The sequence below is a fragment of the Lysinibacillus sphaericus genome, from assembly GCF_005217585.1.
GTDB classification, from domain to species: Bacteria; Bacillota; Bacilli; order Bacillales_A; family Planococcaceae; genus Lysinibacillus; species Lysinibacillus sphaericus.
The window spans coordinates 1,052,342-1,067,959 of record NZ_SZPT01000002.1 but is presented as its reverse complement, the minus strand read 5'-3'; the positions used below and the strand labels follow the sequence as shown (position 1 = coordinate 1,067,959).

Sequence of the window (15,618 nt, the reverse complement as noted above, 5' to 3'; positions counted from 1 at the left end):
TCGATATGATAGTTTTCTAGGGTTCCGTAGCGCTAGCTAGTCTGGTCCGAGAGAAAACCACAAAATATATTTTGTGACACGGAAGGATAAAAGCCTGGGAGATACTGTTGAAAAACAGTGTTTCTGTAGGCTTTTTTTATTTGTCGAAAATGGAGGGATTTAAAATGAACAAACAATGGATTAGTGTCTTTGTAGCGGCTTTTTTTGAAGTTGGCTGGGTTATTGGCTTAAAGCATGCTAATAGTACACTAGAATGGCTAGGAACAGCAATTGCTATTTTTATTAGTTTCTATTTATTAATTAAGGCTGGAGAGCGTTTACCTGTTGGCACGGTTTATGCAGTGTTTGTAGGTTTGGGGACGGCAGGTACGGTATGTGCTGATAGTCTGCTGTTTGGAGAGCCGTGGAAACTAGCAAAAATTTTGTGTATTGTCGTTTTACTCGCAGGTGTTGTAGGCTTGAAGCTTGTGACGGGTGAGCCAAAAGAGAAAGAGGTGAAGGGATAATGGCGTGGGTAGCATTAGTCATCGCTGGACTTTGTGAAATGATGGGTGTTTTTATGATTAGTAAGTACAATGAAGTGAAAAATATAAAAAACCTAGTCTTATTAATTGCCGTATTTACGGTTAGTTTTTTAGGGCTTGCCTATGCCATGGAAACCTTGCCGATGGGAACAACCTATGCCATTTGGACGGGAATTGGGGCAGCAGGGGGAGCTATACTAGGCATGTTGTTCTTTAATGAATCGAAAGATTGGCGAAGAATCGTCTGTATTGTGCTCGTTTTAGGAGCTGCGATTTGTTTAAAATTGTTATCTTAAGTAGTGCCAGTCACCCAAACAATTTTAAACAATTTCATTGTAAAGTAAAAATCCACCTAGACTCTTGCTGGAATGTGCCAGCAGAGAGTAAGGTGGGTTTTTTAGCCCTTAAAGGACTGTATGCAGCGTTCTTTTTCGTTATTTTTTTATATCTTTCGTCCATTCAGCAACTTTTTCTGGGTTATCTTTAATCCATTGTTTTGCTGCATCTTTTGGGTCATCGCCATTTAAAATATTTAGCATAACAGATTCTAAATCTTCTGATGTCCAGTGGAAGTTATCTAAAACAGTATAAACATCGGGGTGGTCTTCTTTTAAACCTTTGCGAACAAATGTATTAATCGTTTCTTCTCCGCCATAAACACCTTTTGGATCTTCTAAATACTTCAGATCATATTTGGCAAATTTCCAGTGAGGAGACCAACCTGTAACGATAATTTCTTCTTTATTTTTAATTGCTTTCGACAGTGCTGTTGTCATCGCTCCTGAAGATGAAGTTAAGAAGTTCCAATCAGAAAGATTATCATATTCTTCTAACGCTTTTTCAGTTGCTGCCGTAATTCCAGCACCTGGCTCGATGCCTGTAATTGTATGGTCTGCTTCATTTGTTAAATCTTCAATAGAATTAGCATCCATGTAACTTGGTACGACTAAACCAATTTTCGCACCTGCTAAGTTTTCGCCAAGTTCATCTAAGTCACTTTTATATTTTTCATATTGTGATCCATGTGTATGTGGCAACCATGCAGCGACCATGCCATCTGCTTCCCCTTTAGAAACAGCTTCCCACATAATAGCGTTATCAAGCGGAGTTAAAGTAACATCATACCCTAAATCTTCTAAAACTTGACCGACAACGTTTGTCGAAGCGATTTCAGTATCCCATTCAACGTAGGCTAAATTAACATCTTTTGCATCTTCTTTTTTAGTGGTATCACCTTCGTTACAAGCGGCTAGTAAAAAGCTTAGCCCTAGAGCCATCCCTAATTTTGATAATGTTTTTAGTTTCATTCAAATCTTCCTTTCTTCTCTACGTATTTAGCATTTTAGTGACATAATGCGATTGTAACTTGCTGATATAATGCTAAAATGCGCTATTACAGCTCTTTTTTTCGATTAAAGCTTTGAGTTAAGCGATCGATAATAATCGCGAAAATCACGAGCCCTAAACCAGCAACAAATCCATTACCGACTTGTGTACGTTGCAATGCTGTTAATACTTCACGACCAAGTCCTGGTGCCCCAATCATCGACGCGATAACAACCATTGATAGAGATAACATAACCGTTTGGTTAATGCCGGCCATAATGGTTGATTTGGCAAGTGGAATTTCTACTTTAAATAATTTTTGTGCTGCGGTACTGCCGTATGAATCAGCAGCTTCTACTAATTCTTTTGGTACTTGTCTAATTCCTAAATTTGTCATACGTACAGTAGGGGGCAATGCAAAAATAACGGATGCAAATACACCAGGTACAATGCCAATGCCGAAAAAGGCAACTGCGGGGATTAGATATACGAAGCCAGGCATCGTTTGCATAAAGTCAAGAATTGGTTTAATAATATTTTCAGCAACGCTTGACTTGGACATTAAAATACCAAGTGGGATACCGATGATGATAGAAATGATACTAGAGAATAATACGAGTGTTGTCGTTTCCATCAAGTGATCCCATAAACCTTGATTGTAAATAAATAACAGACCTATTAGTGTAAAGCTTGCAAGCCCCAATTTTTTGCCTACAGCGAAAAATGCTAAAATAACGACAAGTAAAATAAGAATAATAGCGGGAATGCTAATTAATAAATCCGTGACCTGGTTCATGAGTAGTTTTCCGTATTTTTGTATCACATCGAAGAATGCTGAAAAATTACTCGTCAACCAGTCCATGGCTGATTCTACCCATGGGGCAAGTGGTAAGGTTGGAATATTGTCTAAAAAATTATTCATGTGTTACGTCCTCCTCAGTGCATGTTGAAAGTGCTTCGATAACCACGCCACGGATAAGAACACCAAGTAAACGTTCGTCTTTCACAACTGCAATAGGAGTAGGGGAGTTATGAATCATGCCTAAAATATCCTGTAAAAGCATATCTGGAGGAACGGTTAACATTTCGGATTGAACAATCGAATGTACTGTTTGTTCCTGTTTTTTTGCAGCCGCTAGTGCATCATCAGCAGTAATAAATCCTTTCAAATGTCTGTTTTTGTCAACAGCAATTAGTAAACTAACAGCTTCTTGACGCATTCTTTTCAGTGCAACTGTAGGTCCATCAAGGTCAACGTTGACATATACTGGTCGAACCATTACGTTTTCAGCTGTTAATACTTTAGAGCGATCGACATCTTCAACAAATGTTTTTACATATTCATTTGCTGGATTCGTTAAAATTTCTTCACCAGTCCCAATTTGAATAATAGAACCGTCCTTCATTATGGCTATACGGTCACCAATGCGTAGTGCCTCATTTAAATCATGAGTAATAAATAAAATTGTTTTTTTCAATGTTCGTTGTAAATCGAGTAATTCATCCTGCATTTCTTTCCGAATCAAAGGATCGAGAGCAGAAAATGCTTCATCCATTAATAAAATTTCTGGATCGTTTGCGAGTGCGCGTGCTAAGCCAACACGTTGTTGCATCCCGCCAGATAGTTGGTTTGGATATTGATCTTTATAGGCAAGTAAGCCTGCGTTTGCTAAAGCTTGTTCTGCTTTAGCTTTGCGCTCTTCTTTAGAGATACCTCGTATTTCAAGACCATACTCGGTATTTTGTAGAAGTGTACGGTGAGGGAATAAACCGAAGTTTTGAAAAACCATACTCATTTTGCTTCTTCTAGCGGTTCGTAAGCTTTCTTTTCCCATTTTAGAAATATTTTCGCCATCAATATAAATATTGCCACTCGTTGGTTCGATAAGACGATTCAACAGTCGAATAAGTGTTGATTTCCCGCTACCAGATAAGCCCATAATGACGAAAATTTCTCCTTCATTGACGGTAAAGCTAGCATCATAAACACCAACCGTTGCACCTGTTTCTTTTAAAATATCTGTCTTGCTTTTTTGTTGTTTGACGAGTTCTAAAGCTTGAGAAATATGCTTACCAAAAACTTTAGAAACATGTTCTACTTTTATTTTTTCCATAGAACCACTCCTTTCAAAAACTAATCCCACTTACAAATATACAGTGAGATACAACCTCAATTAGTAGAGGGAGAATGTAGTTACTTTAAAAACAAATCTGTGGGCGAATTGTTTTATTTGAAACTATTTGAGGATAATGAAAACCAAAAATGAACAAGTAACAACTTAACGTTAACAAAGAGTTGTTACTTTTGTCAAATCGATAAATGAGAAAAAATCCGCATAAACGCTGTTATATCAGCGCTTATGCGGATTTTAATTTGGATATAAAAAGCTCTGCACGCGGCCTAAGCTTTCATCATTGCCGATAAAGTAAATAATATCTCCTTCTTCAATTGAAGCATATGGTCCTGGTGAAAGTAATAATTCATTGCCACGACGGATACCAACAATCGTGCTAGATGTATTTTGCCAAAAATTTAATTCTTGCAATGTGTGATGAATACACGGGCTATCAGCTGTCATTTCAATTTGATATGGAATAAAAGGATTAACGGAACGGAAATGTTCAGTGCGACTAATTAGTTGTTTTGTTTTTTCTTGTAAATGCAACAATTCCTGTTGTTGTTTTTGAATACTGATCAACAGCTCATTTTGTAGTTCATGAACAGATTGAACATCTTGGAACTGTCGGACAAAGCGCGCCGCCATTTCATACGATTTAATGATGACACCGCTACCTTTGGATGCTTCGACAATTTCTAAATCTTGCAACACGGCTATCGCTCTTCTTGCCGTTTCAGCCGATACATTGTATTGGCTAGCCAATGAAGATCTTGCATAAATTTTATCGCCAATTTGATATTTTTTTTCTACAATTTTTGAAGCAAGGTCTACCGCTATTTGCTGGTATTTTGGTTGCTTTACTTGAACATTTTTTTCTAAGTTCATGCTTAAACTTCCTTTCGTCATAACAAACCTACCTTCGCTTATTATAGACTAGCCTGCACAGAAAAAATAGCATCTCCATAAGCTATTAGTATAGGTTCTAAGCATCATTTAACAGCTTTCTATTCAAATATGATATTTTAGTAGAAAAGAGCTGTTGTTTGACAGTTTTAAGTTATTATTATAAACTAAGTTACGTTAAGTAAGTTAAATATAATGAAATGTTCAGTTAGTAAATATAACCTAAATGTTTAACATAGAAAGTTGGCGATAAATATGACAATTACTACTAAAGTAGTGGATATAGTGAAGGACAAAATGACAATTGTAAAGCATTCAGAAACTGAAAATATTTGTCTTGTAGGTCCTGTGAAATTACCTGTTAAGCAAGGTGAATTTTCAGCGACATTCCAATGGTATAACTGGTTAAAAATTGATAGTAATCTATCAAAAGAAGAAATAATTGATGGGCTAGCAACAGCAAATTTAGCATTTTCTCAGCAATCATCTGTACTTGTTTATGGGGATTTTGCAAATGAGGAAGATGTTTTAATTCGTATGCACAGCATCTGTCATACAGGTGATATCTTTGGAAGCCAACGCTGTGACTGTGGCTACCAGTTGCATGAATCGATGAAAATGATTGTAGAGCATGGTTGCGGTGCGATTTTCTATTTAGCAGACCATGAAGGGCGTGGCATCGGATTATTCTCAAAATCGCTTGCGTATTTACTACAAGAAGAAGGTTTAGATACAGTAGAAGCGAATCATGCACTTGGCTTCCAAGATGATACGCGCTCTTATGAAGAGGCGATTACGGTTTTAACGGCTCTTCGTTCAAAACCTGTAACACTAATTACGAACAATCCGAAAAAGCTAGCCGCTTTACAGATGCACGGTTTAACAGCAAATGGACATATCCCGTTATGGGGTGGGGTAACAGAGACAAACCGCTTTTATTTAGATACAAAAGTTGAAAAATCTGGTCATATCCGTGACATGAAGTAAGTGGAGGGTGTAAAGATGACGACAGATGAAAAATATATGCAATTGGCATTAGATTTGGCGGCGAGTGCAAGAGGGAATACGAACCCAAATCCTCTTGTAGGTGCTGTTATTGTAAAAGATGGTGTTATTGTAGGCACTGGTTTGCATCGTAAAGCAGGGGAGCCTCATGCGGAAGTGCATGCCTTTCGTATGGCGGGAGAGCACGCTAAAGGTGCTACTCTTTATGTTACGCTTGAGCCTTGCTCACATTTTGGTAAAACGCCACCTTGTGCGAATTTAGTTAAAGAATCTGAAGTGAGTCGAGTTGTAGTAGCGATGCAGGACCCGAATCCAGCTGTAGCGGGCAAAGGTATACAATTGCTACGTGATGCAGGCATTGAGGTGGAGGTAGGTGTACTAGAAGAACAATCTCGACGTTTAAACGAACGTTTTATACACAATATGCTTACTAAACGTCCATTCGTTATTTCAAAATATGCTATGACATTGGATGGCAAAATTGCAGCGCATACAGGGCATTCCAAATGGGTAACTGGTGCAGAAGCTCGGGAAGATGTGCACCATATTCGTCATGAAGTAGACGCCATATTAGTCGGTGTTGGAACAGTGATTGCTGATAATCCATCTTTAACGACGCGATTAAATAATCGACAAGGCAAGAATCCTATACGAATTATCATGGATAGCTATCTTCGTACACCAGCACATGCAAATGTATTAAATGTAGAAGAAGCGCAAACGATTATTGTCTGCAGTGAGGAAGTCAAACAAGAGCAAATTAGCACTTTTGAGGCAAAAGGTGTTACGGTCCTCCCTGTGCGAAGAGATAATGAAGGATTGCATATTGATGATATGTTAGAGAAACTTTATGTACTTGGTATTACAGATATTTTAGTGGAGGGTGGTAGCGCAATTAATGCCTCATTTTTACAAAGTGCTGCCATCAATAAATATATCATCTATGTAGCGCCTAAAGTTTTAGGTGGTCGTCTATCATTAACACCAATCGCTGGTTACAATGCAGCAACGATGGATGAAGCATGGGATGTTGAATTTGATTCATTTAATAAGTTAGGGCAAGATTTACGCATTATTGCTTATCCGAAAAAAGGTGAAGGAAAGTGAATTATCATGCGGATGTTTGTATTGTCGGAGCTGGACCAGCTGGTGCACTTCTTGCGCATTTGCTAGTTAAAAAGGGTCTATCCGTCATACTATTGGAACAAAACGCAACGCTTGGGCAGGCATTTCGTGGTGAGCATTTAAACGAAGAAGGTGAGACGGTTCTCAAAAAGCATTTTCTTTTTGAAGCGGTTGAAGCACTTGGTTTATTACGAATGGAGAAATTAGAATATTATGCGAAGGGCGAAGTCATTAAAACAATTGTTCCAGATGCCATTATAGGGCATTTAGGTATTCATGTGCCTCAAGCTCATTTACTTAAGGGAATACTTCAACAAACAGTTCACTTTCAAAACTTTAAGTGTTTCTTGCATACTAAAGTGACAACACTTTTGATGGATACTTCAGGGCGATATATCGGTGTTGTGGCTAGGAAAGACGATGAAACAATTGAAATCAAAAGTCAGCTTATTATAGGAGCGGATGGTCGATACTCGACTATTCGAAAGCGAGCCCATATTGCCAGCCAAAAACAGAAACATGGTTTTGATTTACTGTGGGCGAAAATTCCAGCTCCTCAAGATTGGGAGCCAGCTATTAAAATGGCATTAATTGATGAAAAACAATTGTCGCTATTCTCCCAGACTGGGGGCTTTATTCAAATTGGTTGGAATATTGAACAAGGAAATTTTGCGCAGCTGAGAAAGCAGCCATTTACACCGTTTGTTCACAAGCTAATTGAGGCCTTTCCACAGCTAGATGATATTGTTACACACTATATTCAATCATGGCAGGACTTTGTGTTACTCGATGTATTTAGTAGTCATTGCGATTGTTGGGGTACAGCAGGACTTGTTCTGTTAGGTGATGCTGTTCATACCATGACACCTACTGGCGCATTCGGCTTAAATAGCGCGCTAAAAGATGCAGATTGTCTTGCATCCTTACTAAACAAAGAGACAATTAGTCAATTTAATGTGCAAGATTTTCAACAAATGCGAGCACAGGCGATTGAAGAAGTATTAGCGCAGCAAATTGAAAAAGAACAGACTTTTGCCTTTCACTTCATTGATAGGGCATCTTGAGAGGAAGAAAACATAGATGAAATTTGGTTTTGATATAGATGACACATTGATCAATTTACGGGCACATGCTTTTTCACTTTATAATAAAAAACTAGGTAAAGATATCACACTGGAAGCCTTTCATGCTTTAGAAAGAGTGGAGATTCATGAGCCCTTTGGCTTAACAGATGCAGAAGGCGCCGCAATGTGGAATAGTTCTTTAGAGGAAATATACTTTACGGATTGTCCAATTTTTGAAATGGCCCTTGAAACGCTACAAACATTACATCAAGAGGGGCATGAAATTTATTATATTACGTCACGTCCGAAGCAATATTGTCAGCAAACGCAACAATGGATGAAGGCTCAAGGTTTTCCTGTGGAAGAGGGGCATTTCTATTGTGGTATGCAAGACGCGGAGAAAGTGAACATTATTAAAAAACTTGTATTAGATGTTTATGTAGATGATAAACCGGCTGTATTAGAAACACTACAAGACATCCACACAAAAGTGATATTAAAAAACCAATCTTACAACCAGTATGTGAATTTACCTCGAATGCATCATTGGCATGAGTTTTTAAGCAAAATGAATGATTAAAAGGAATGGTATAACGGGTTTCGTTGTACCATTCCTTTTGTTTTAAAACAGTTGTTTTTCAATATTTGCAGCGACTTTTAGAATCGTTGCAATTAAATGATTTTCATCGTAATCATTGTAACGGACTTCCGGTATAACGAGTGTGACGGAAGCGATAATTTGATGCGAAGCATTTAATATTGGGGCTGATACAGAACAGGCGCCGCGCACCCGCTCACTATTACTTATGGCAAAACGTTGCGCGCGAATTTGCTGTAATTCGTTTAATAGCTGTTCTTTGGAACAAATCGTCTTATCGGTAATTGGTTCAAGTGTGATATGTTCTACATAATCTTCAACATTTGGCATAAATGCGAGTAATGTTTTAGAAGATGCACCTGCATAAAGTGGGGAGGTGTCACCTACATACATTTTCGTTGATAGAGGGTAGGTAGAATCATAGTTTACTATACAGCGCCTTTCTAAGCCGTCGATAATATTCATCGAGACACTTTCACCCATATCTTCATTGAGCTTTTTTAAAATAGGCTCTGCAACAATAATTAGACTGGACTCTTGTTTGACTAGGTTTCCTAAATAGAGCAGTGAATGACCTAATTGGTAGCGTTTTGTTCCCTCATCTTTATGAAGAAATCCTTCATACACAAAGGTAGAAACAAAACGTTGTAAACTGGAGATGCTAATACCTGTTTTTTTACTCAACTCTGTTAAAGAGAGGTTAGGTTCTTCTTTTGTAAATGCTTTTAATACTTTAATTGCTTTGTGCAACGATGACATTGTATAGTTTTTTTCGAAAGTTTCTTGATTCATCTCGTCACCTACTTACATAAATTTACTTTCGCTTAGCGGCTATAACCTTTATCTTCATGAGGGTTGTATGATGATAAAATTATTACTATTATAGCGTAAATTTATTTCGGTAGAGACGATTTTTGGAATTCATTTGTATGTTCCCCAAGTATAGGTGGAGCTAATTTATATTGAATATTTAAATTTGAAAACTGCAACGGGTTTTTGACGAATTTTATTTTGCCATATTTTTTGTGTTCGATTTCTCCAATCATGTCACGTGCCATAACTTGTGGTTGTTCAAGTGCTTCCGCAATGGAATTCACACGACCTCCGGGTATTTTATATTGTTGTAATAACGCAATCCATTCATCACGCGTTTTAGTTATTGTAATGTCCGAAATGAGTTGTACCAGTTCTGCTTCATGTTGCTTTCGCATCGTGTTTGATTTAAAACGTGCGTCGGTTGCCCACTCTTGACGTTCAAGCATTGTGCAAAATTTTTGAAACTGCCCATCAGTACCAACACATATCATTAAAGGACCGTCTGCGCAGTTAAATACTTGATAGGGCGCTACGTTATTATGCCGATTGCCTAAACGTTCAGAAGCAAATCCTGTATTTAAATAGGCACTCGCAACATTTGCTAAGCTACTCATTTGAACATCCAATAATGCTAAATCAATAAACTGCCCGTTATTCGTTATATCTCGGATTCGTAATGCAGATAAAATACTGATGACGACATAATGGGAAGTTAAAATATCTGCAATTGGGACACCGACTCTTGTCGCCTCACCATCCGTTGCACCTGTTACATGCATTAATCCACTCATCGCCTGTATGACCGGATCAAACCCTGGTTCGTAGGCGAGGGGACCTGTTTGACCGAAGCCGGTCACCGCGCAATAAATGAGTTGCGGATTTATTTTTTTCAATTCCTCATAGCTTAGCCCCATCCGCTCCATATCACCAGTTTTAAAGTTTTCAAGAATAATATCTGCATCCTTTACTAGCTCTTTAAATTTTTCTTTGTCCTCATCTGTTTTTAAATCTAATGTTATCGATTTTTTATTGCGATTGGCACATAAATAATAGGTGCTTTGTTCATTTAAAAATGGACCCCAGTCACGCATACTATCAGAGCCATCGGGATGCTCTACACGTATAACTTCAGCACCTAAATCAGCTAGCAACATGGAGCCGGCAGGAGCGGCATAGACACGTGATAAATCTAACACCCGAATATTATTAAGAGGTTGCATATGGTTTCCTCCCACAAACGTTATTTGTATACTGCTTTACGTTTTTCTACGACGGCTGTTACACCTTCTTTAAAATCTTCTAGTTCTGTTACAATCGCCATTTGAGAAGAAATGTAATCGAGTGCTGTGCGTAAATCCATGCGTTGGCTTTGATAGACCGCACGTTTAATGAATTGTACTGTTGTTGTTGGGCGACTTGCTAGTTCTTGTGCATACTGTAATGTGTATTCTTCGAGTGCCTCATCTTCTACGACAAAGGTAACGATGCCTTTCGCTTTCGCTTCTTCAGCTGTTAAAACACGCGCAGTCCAAAACATGTCCAGTGCCTGATCGATGCCGATAAGCTTTGGTAAATAGTAGGCGCCACCATCACCAGGAACGATTGCTACGTTTATGTAGCTCTCTGAGATTTTTGTTGATTTTGCCGTTATCCGAATATCACACATTAAAGCCATATCAAGACCGGCACCCATTGCGAAACCGTGCACTTGTGCAATTACTGGCTTATCAATTTCTTCAAGCAGCAATGGAATACGTTGAATCTTTTTCCATAGCGAATTTTTTCGTGCTAAGCCAGTCGAAGAAATATCATCCTCACTTTTGAAAAAACCTTCTCCAGCTTGCATCGCCTTAATATCGCCACCTGCACAGAATGATTTGCCATTTCCTTTCACGATAACCACACGAATATCATCTGAATCACGTACGGTTTCAAGCGCTGTAATCCATTCTGCAATCATTTCCTCGCTAAACGCATTATACGCCTCCGGTCGATTTAACGTAATTGTGGCAATATGGTCTTTAACATCAAATAATAAATCTGCCATGTTCATCTCTCCCTTTACATAATTGGTATTTTGTCTGGCTTGTGCTGAAGAATTGCACTGCTTACTTCAACTAACAAAGTATAGTTTTAGCTCTGAGCTTTGAGCAGTAGTGAATTGTTAGTGAATGACGTCATATAAGCCCATAAGCTGTCACCGCTATGTTCTAGTAATTGAGTTGCCACCAAATCAGTCCAATAAAAAGTGCTTGTGCCTTCATCACGCCATGACCAAAGCCTACGTGTATACTGTTGTAAGCTATGTTCGTGTGTCGTACCAATTGCAGCATGCACTTGGTGGGAAATGGTCGCTACCGTTTGAATCATTTCTTCAAAACGAATTCGTGCATAGGCCACTTCACTCAGAGGGCTTTGTGCATCGAGGGCAACAGTCACATTATTAAATGCTGCTAAAGCTAACGCTGTTTCACCTGCTAAGTTCACAATATGTTGCTGAACAAGCTGGAAGCGATGGAGAGGACGACCAAATTGCTCACGCTCTTTTGTATAGTGCACGGTTAAGTCATTTATTTTTTCAATAGCGCCCGTCATCATTGCTAGTTGAAAGGCTGTTGCAATGGCTGTCATAGTCTGAATTTGTTTAGAAGTTAAGACAGTAGATTGTTGGCAAACATTGGCGTTTTGGAATGTTACCGTATCACGTGGCTCACCAGCTAAGTTTTTATCCGTTGAAATAGCCGCTTGGCTTAAGTCAATTGCAACTAAATGGATACCTTTTGTGCTGTGTGCAAGTGTTACTAATTGCTTTGTATGGCGCGCCCAAGGAATATGTTGTGCTGTGCCCGTTAGTTTGTCGTTTTCAAGTGTAAAGCTCGGCGTTTCAGCTAGCGCATAGGTTGCCAAATCATCCATTACTTGTAGGTTAGTATATGCTAATAAGTAGTTTGCTAATGTTGTTTCTGTAAATGGGATCGGAGCTGCATATTTTCCTGTTAAACGAACAATATTTAATAAATCTTCTAAATCGCCACCCGCACCGCCACTTTCTTCACAAATGGCGACAGCCGTCATACCGTTTTCCACGAACAAATTCCATATATCCGATGCCCACTTGCCTTGCTCGACAATATCAACTAAATCTTTACTAACATTTTCTTTTAGCATTCGTTCTACTACTTCAAGAATCATTTCTTTCATTTCACTCACTGTGCGACAACTCCTTTCGCTACTATGCCATAAAGTACTTCTGAAGTGCCTCCTCGAATTGTAAAACCTGGTGCATGTAAAATAGACTCTGCCATTAAACGGTCGATTTTACGTTGCGCGTCAAGTGTAGGGTAGGTTTGCACTAATAAACGAGTAATTTCTGGTATGCTTTGTTCAAATTTGGTGCCAAGCGCTTTTACAAGAGCAGCGGGAATAGAGACTTCATCGCCGTTTCCAGTTGCTAAAAGCTGGGCTACACCAATTGATAAATTGCGTAAGCTCCAGAGGCGTGCGACAACTTTAGATGCTTGTTTTAACCCTTCAATGTTATTTTGTCTTTTTAATTCTTGAATGAGTTCATCGATTAAAGGGAACGTGCTTAAAATACGCTCTGGGCCACTGCGTTCAAATGCTAGCTCTGCTAAACCTTGAACCCAACCATTGCCAATTTCACCGACAACCATATTGTCAGGAACAAAGACATTATCAAAGAATACTTCATTGTAATGATGTTCACCTGTTAAAAATTTGATTGGGACTACTGTAATTCCATCCGCTTGTAAATCGACGATTAGTTGGCTTAATCCCGCATGTTTATGTTTGCCATCATATGGGCTCGTTCGAACTAAAGTCACCATGTAGTGACATAGATGCGCATTACTCGTCCATATTTTTTGACCGTTTACGATCCAGCCGCCTTCTACTTTTTCAGCACGTGTACTGACAGAAGCCAAATCTGAACCACTATTTGGTTCACTTAACCCAATGCCGAAGTAGCATTCACCTTTCACAATTTGCGGTAGGAAAAATGCACGCTGTTGTTCTGTGCCATAACGCAAAAGTAGTGGTCCTGTTTGTCGATCAGCAAACCAATGTGCTGCAACCGGCGCACCTATAGCTAAAAATTCCTCCGTTAAAATATAACGATCAATAGTACTGCGCTCTTGACCGCCATATTTTTTGGGCCAGGTGATGCCAATCCAGCCTTTTTGCCCTATCAATTTAGAAAATTCAGGGTTATCTCCACTTAACCAAGAATCACATTTCGGCACGAAGGTTCCTTTTGCTAGTTCTTCGTGTAGAAATGCTCGAACTTCTAAACGGAATTGTTCTTGCGCTTCTGTAAATTGCACTGTTGGTAATTGAAACATATAATAACTCCTCCTTTTTACCGCATTGTGATAACAATTACATTATATGTGTATTTTATGATTCGTTATGTAAATAAGTCAAATGTTTTTTAGAATAATTAGAAAATTCCGTAAGTGAAAACTGGCTACAGCATATATAAATTAGTAGATAGCTTTTAGCGATAAGCCTTACAAATAGTAAAAAGTATTTAATTTACGAAAAAGTGTAAAAAAACAGAAAAAACATGTTACTATGTAGAAAAATTCCGTTTTGGGGGTGTGATAAGATGCAAATGACGATTAAAACTTCTCAAAAGGTCACACAAATATTATCAGCACAGTTAGTCCAGCATTTAGAAATATTGCAATATTCGGCGACTGAGCTAGAGCAATACATTTATGAAAGGGCAACAGAAAATCCACTATTAGTAGTCAACGACGCAAAAGAAAAAACGCAATATGAGGAGATTATGCAATTAGCAAATTGTTCTGTTCATCATTTTTCATCATCCTATGATAGGTCTAGCAGTAACCAATTTAATATGATTGAGATGAAGCTTGCTGAAAAAGAAAATTATGAGCAATTCCTTTTAGAGCAAGTGCCGATGCACCAAAATTTATCTTCTATTGATTTACGAATTTTAAAATTTTTAATCCAATCGTTGGATAATCGCTTATTTTTGGACGTAGAGTTAGAGATTGTAGCAGACAAGTTTCAAACTAGTTATTCGCATGTAGAGGCAATTTTAGATTTATTACAAACTTTTGAGCCGATTGGCGTAGGCGCACGAAGTTACCAAGAATTTTTACTTATCCAATTGGATAATGATCAGTTTGCGCCGCAAATGGCTTCGACCTTTATTCGTTCGGATTTAGAGTTAGTTGCAACGCAGGCGATTAAACAGTTGAGCAAAAAATATAAGATGCCTTTACAAGATGTCATCGAAACGGTTCACTATATAAAAAAATTGAAACCAATCATGATGGGGGATAAATTAGAATCGATTCCCTATGTGATGCCAGATATCGAAGTGAAAGCAATTGCTGGAGAATGGGTGATTCAGTTAACTCGTCACCACTTACCTATCGTATCGATTGATGAAAGTTATGTTGCGCTGTTAAAAAATGATCCAAATTATCAAACGTACTACCGAGATTCCATGAAAGATGCATTAGCTCTATTGCAAGGAATTGAACAGCGAGATAAGACGCTTTATGAGTTAACTAGATTATTATTGCAACAGCAGGAAAATTTCTTTACGAAGGGGTTAGAAGCGATAAAACCTATGCGTTTAAAAGATCTTGCTGACTTGTTAGCTGTACATGAATCGACCATTAGTCGTGCTATTCGAGGGAAGTATATTCAAACGCCAAAAGGCATTTATGCATTACAATCTTTGTTTACAAAGGGCTTGCTGAATTCTTCCGGAAAAATGGATTCGATTATGTACATTAAAAAGCGCTTACAAAAGTTGATTGAAACCGAGGATAAACGAAATCCTTTAGCAGACCAGCAATTGACAAATATTTTATGTGAAGAAGGAATTCAAATTTCAAGAAGAACTGTTGCAAAGTATCGAGAGGAATTAAATATTTTAAGTTCATATAATCGAGCGTATGGGTAATGTGATGTAAAAAATAAATGGATGATGCAAATGTGCATCAAAATTTTAATTGTGCATTGTGCAAAAGCGATTCGTACCGCGTCATCTTGATAAGCTGTGCTCACCATAAAAGGATGAAGCGAGATAAGAAGCTAGTAAACTACAAACTTATTTAACAGAATTTTATAAATTT

16 protein-coding genes and 1 riboswitch are annotated in these 15,618 nt (G+C 38.2%); of the genes, 7 read left to right on the top strand and 9 right to left on the bottom strand.

All coding sequences use genetic code 11. The annotated features are described in order from the left end of the window. Positions 1–5 precede the first annotated feature (5 nt). Positions 6–103, top strand: a riboswitch (guanidine-I (ykkC/yxkD leader). 61 nt (positions 104–164) lie between these two features. Continuing rightward, positions 165–506 (top strand): DMT family transporter, encoded by a 342-nt coding sequence (locus tag FC748_RS10760; RefSeq protein ID WP_025218951.1) that lies wholly within the window; start codon positions 165–167, stop codon positions 504–506. Further along, complete coding sequence (locus tag FC748_RS10755; protein WP_024361428.1) at positions 506–820, top strand: DMT family transporter; 315 nt, start codon at positions 506–508, stop codon at positions 818–820. Before FC748_RS10760 ends, FC748_RS10755 begins: the two co-directional genes overlap by 1 nt. Positions 821–958: 138 nt before the next feature. On the opposite strand, the gene FC748_RS10750 is transcribed toward FC748_RS10755, so the two are convergent. The 4 genes from FC748_RS10750 to FC748_RS10735 all read right to left on the bottom strand — a co-directional run bounded on the left by FC748_RS10750 (position 959) and on the right by FC748_RS10735 (position 4,855). Next, positions 959–1,831, bottom strand: a complete 873-nt coding sequence (locus FC748_RS10750; RefSeq protein ID WP_024361427.1) for a glycine betaine ABC transporter substrate-binding protein — start codon at positions 1,829–1,831, stop codon at positions 959–961. Positions 1,832–1,917: 86 nt separating this feature from the next. Beyond that, positions 1,918–2,772, bottom strand: coding sequence for an ABC transporter permease (locus FC748_RS10745; protein ID WP_024361426.1), 855 nt, complete (start codon positions 2,770–2,772; stop codon positions 1,918–1,920). Beyond that, positions 2,765–3,964: a quaternary amine ABC transporter ATP-binding protein gene (locus FC748_RS10740; RefSeq protein ID WP_108029637.1), complete on the bottom strand. Its 1,200-nt coding sequence runs from the start codon at positions 3,962–3,964 to the stop codon at positions 2,765–2,767. The genes FC748_RS10745 and FC748_RS10740 overlap by 8 nt, the downstream gene beginning before the upstream one ends. Positions 3,965–4,219: 255 nt before the next feature. Beyond that, entirely contained in the window at positions 4,220–4,855 is a 636-nt protein-coding gene (locus FC748_RS10735) for a TrkA C-terminal domain-containing protein (protein WP_069512026.1), read from the bottom strand. A 273-nt stretch (positions 4,856–5,128) separates the two neighbouring features. Between FC748_RS10735 and FC748_RS10730 the strand changes: the two genes are divergently transcribed. The 4 genes from FC748_RS10730 to FC748_RS10715 are packed head-to-tail and all read left to right on the top strand — an operon-like array spanning position 5,129 to position 8,647. Then, on the top strand, positions 5,129–5,860 hold the full coding sequence (locus FC748_RS10730) for a GTP cyclohydrolase II (RefSeq protein WP_024361423.1): 732 nt from the start codon (positions 5,129–5,131) through the stop codon (positions 5,858–5,860). Positions 5,861–5,875: 15 nt separating this feature from the next. Then, positions 5,876–6,985 carry a bifunctional diaminohydroxyphosphoribosylaminopyrimidine deaminase/5-amino-6-(5-phosphoribosylamino)uracil reductase RibD gene (gene ribD, locus FC748_RS10725; RefSeq protein WP_024361422.1) on the top strand — a complete coding sequence of 370 codons (1,110 nt, stop codon included), beginning with the start codon at positions 5,876–5,878 and terminating at the stop codon, positions 6,983–6,985. Then, on the top strand, positions 6,982–8,067 hold the full coding sequence (locus FC748_RS10720; RefSeq protein WP_108029638.1) for an FAD-dependent monooxygenase: 1,086 nt from the start codon (positions 6,982–6,984) through the stop codon (positions 8,065–8,067). Before ribD ends, FC748_RS10720 begins: the two co-directional genes overlap by 4 nt. A 16-nt stretch (positions 8,068–8,083) precedes the next feature. Next, positions 8,084–8,647, top strand: a complete 564-nt coding sequence (locus FC748_RS10715) for a 5' nucleotidase, NT5C type (protein WP_024361420.1) — start codon at positions 8,084–8,086, stop codon at positions 8,645–8,647. A gap of 42 nt (positions 8,648–8,689) precedes the next feature. Here the strand turns inward: FC748_RS10715 and FC748_RS10710 are convergent, their stop codons facing one another. The 5 genes from FC748_RS10710 to FC748_RS10690 form a co-directional block, all read right to left on the bottom strand. Continuing rightward, positions 8,690–9,457 carry an IclR family transcriptional regulator gene (locus FC748_RS10710; protein WP_024361419.1) on the bottom strand — a complete coding sequence of 256 codons (768 nt, stop codon included), beginning with the start codon at positions 9,455–9,457 and terminating at the stop codon, positions 8,690–8,692. 101 nt (positions 9,458–9,558) lie between these two features. After that, positions 9,559–10,701 carry a CaiB/BaiF CoA transferase family protein gene (locus FC748_RS10705; RefSeq protein WP_108029639.1) on the bottom strand — a complete coding sequence of 381 codons (1,143 nt, stop codon included), beginning with the start codon at positions 10,699–10,701 and terminating at the stop codon, positions 9,559–9,561. Between the two features lie 20 nt (positions 10,702–10,721). Continuing rightward, a complete protein-coding gene (locus FC748_RS10700) occupies positions 10,722–11,528 on the bottom strand; it encodes an enoyl-CoA hydratase/isomerase family protein (protein WP_025218954.1) in 807 nt (268 codons plus the stop codon). A gap of 86 nt (positions 11,529–11,614) precedes the next feature. Then, the gene (locus FC748_RS10695) at positions 11,615–12,682 is read right to left on the bottom strand and encodes an acyl-CoA dehydrogenase family protein (protein WP_238600126.1); all 1,068 of its coding nucleotides are present in this window, start codon (positions 12,680–12,682) and stop codon (positions 11,615–11,617) included. 5 nt (positions 12,683–12,687) lie between these two features. Then, positions 12,688–13,842, bottom strand: coding sequence for an acyl-CoA dehydrogenase family protein (locus tag FC748_RS10690; RefSeq protein ID WP_024361415.1), 1,155 nt, complete (start codon positions 13,840–13,842; stop codon positions 12,688–12,690). Positions 13,843–14,108: 266 nt separating this feature from the next. On the opposite strand from FC748_RS10690, the gene rpoN reads away from it, so the two are divergent. Continuing rightward, complete coding sequence (gene rpoN / locus FC748_RS10685) at positions 14,109–15,446, top strand: RNA polymerase factor sigma-54 (RefSeq protein WP_024361414.1); 1,338 nt, start codon at positions 14,109–14,111, stop codon at positions 15,444–15,446. Positions 15,447–15,618 lie beyond the last annotated feature (172 nt).

Excerpts from the sequence above, each read along its gene's own strand:
- FC748_RS10760 (WP_025218951.1), top strand. The coding sequence starts at position 165 with ATGAACAAACAATGGATTAGTGTCTTTGTAGCGGCTTTTTTTGAAGTT.
- FC748_RS10755 (WP_024361428.1), top strand. The coding sequence starts at position 506 with ATGGCGTGGGTAGCATTAGTCATCGCTGGACTTTGTGAAATGATGGGT.
- FC748_RS10750 (WP_024361427.1), bottom strand. The coding sequence starts at position 1,831 with ATGAAACTAAAAACATTATCAAAATTAGGGATGGCTCTAGGGCTAAGC.
- FC748_RS10745 (WP_024361426.1), bottom strand. The coding sequence starts at position 2,772 with ATGAATAATTTTTTAGACAATATTCCAACCTTACCACTTGCCCCATGG.
- FC748_RS10740 (WP_108029637.1), bottom strand. The coding sequence starts at position 3,964 with ATGGAAAAAATAAAAGTAGAACATGTTTCTAAAGTTTTTGGTAAGCAT.
- FC748_RS10735 (WP_069512026.1), bottom strand. The coding sequence starts at position 4,855 with ATGAACTTAGAAAAAAATGTTCAAGTAAAGCAACCAAAATACCAGCAA.
- FC748_RS10730 (WP_024361423.1), top strand. The coding sequence starts at position 5,129 with ATGACAATTACTACTAAAGTAGTGGATATAGTGAAGGACAAAATGACA.
- ribD (WP_024361422.1), top strand. The coding sequence starts at position 5,876 with ATGACGACAGATGAAAAATATATGCAATTGGCATTAGATTTGGCGGCG.
- FC748_RS10715 (WP_024361420.1), top strand. The coding sequence starts at position 8,084 with ATGAAATTTGGTTTTGATATAGATGACACATTGATCAATTTACGGGCA.
- FC748_RS10710 (WP_024361419.1), bottom strand. The coding sequence starts at position 9,457 with ATGAATCAAGAAACTTTCGAAAAAAACTATACAATGTCATCGTTGCAC.
- FC748_RS10705 (WP_108029639.1), bottom strand. The coding sequence starts at position 10,701 with ATGCAACCTCTTAATAATATTCGGGTGTTAGATTTATCACGTGTCTAT.
- FC748_RS10700 (WP_025218954.1), bottom strand. The coding sequence starts at position 11,528 with ATGGCAGATTTATTATTTGATGTTAAAGACCATATTGCCACAATTACG.
- FC748_RS10695 (WP_238600126.1), bottom strand. The coding sequence starts at position 12,682 with ATGAAAGAAATGATTCTTGAAGTAGTAGAACGAATGCTAAAAGAAAAT.
- FC748_RS10690 (WP_024361415.1), bottom strand. The coding sequence starts at position 13,842 with ATGTTTCAATTACCAACAGTGCAATTTACAGAAGCGCAAGAACAATTC.
- rpoN (WP_024361414.1), top strand. The coding sequence starts at position 14,109 with ATGCAAATGACGATTAAAACTTCTCAAAAGGTCACACAAATATTATCA.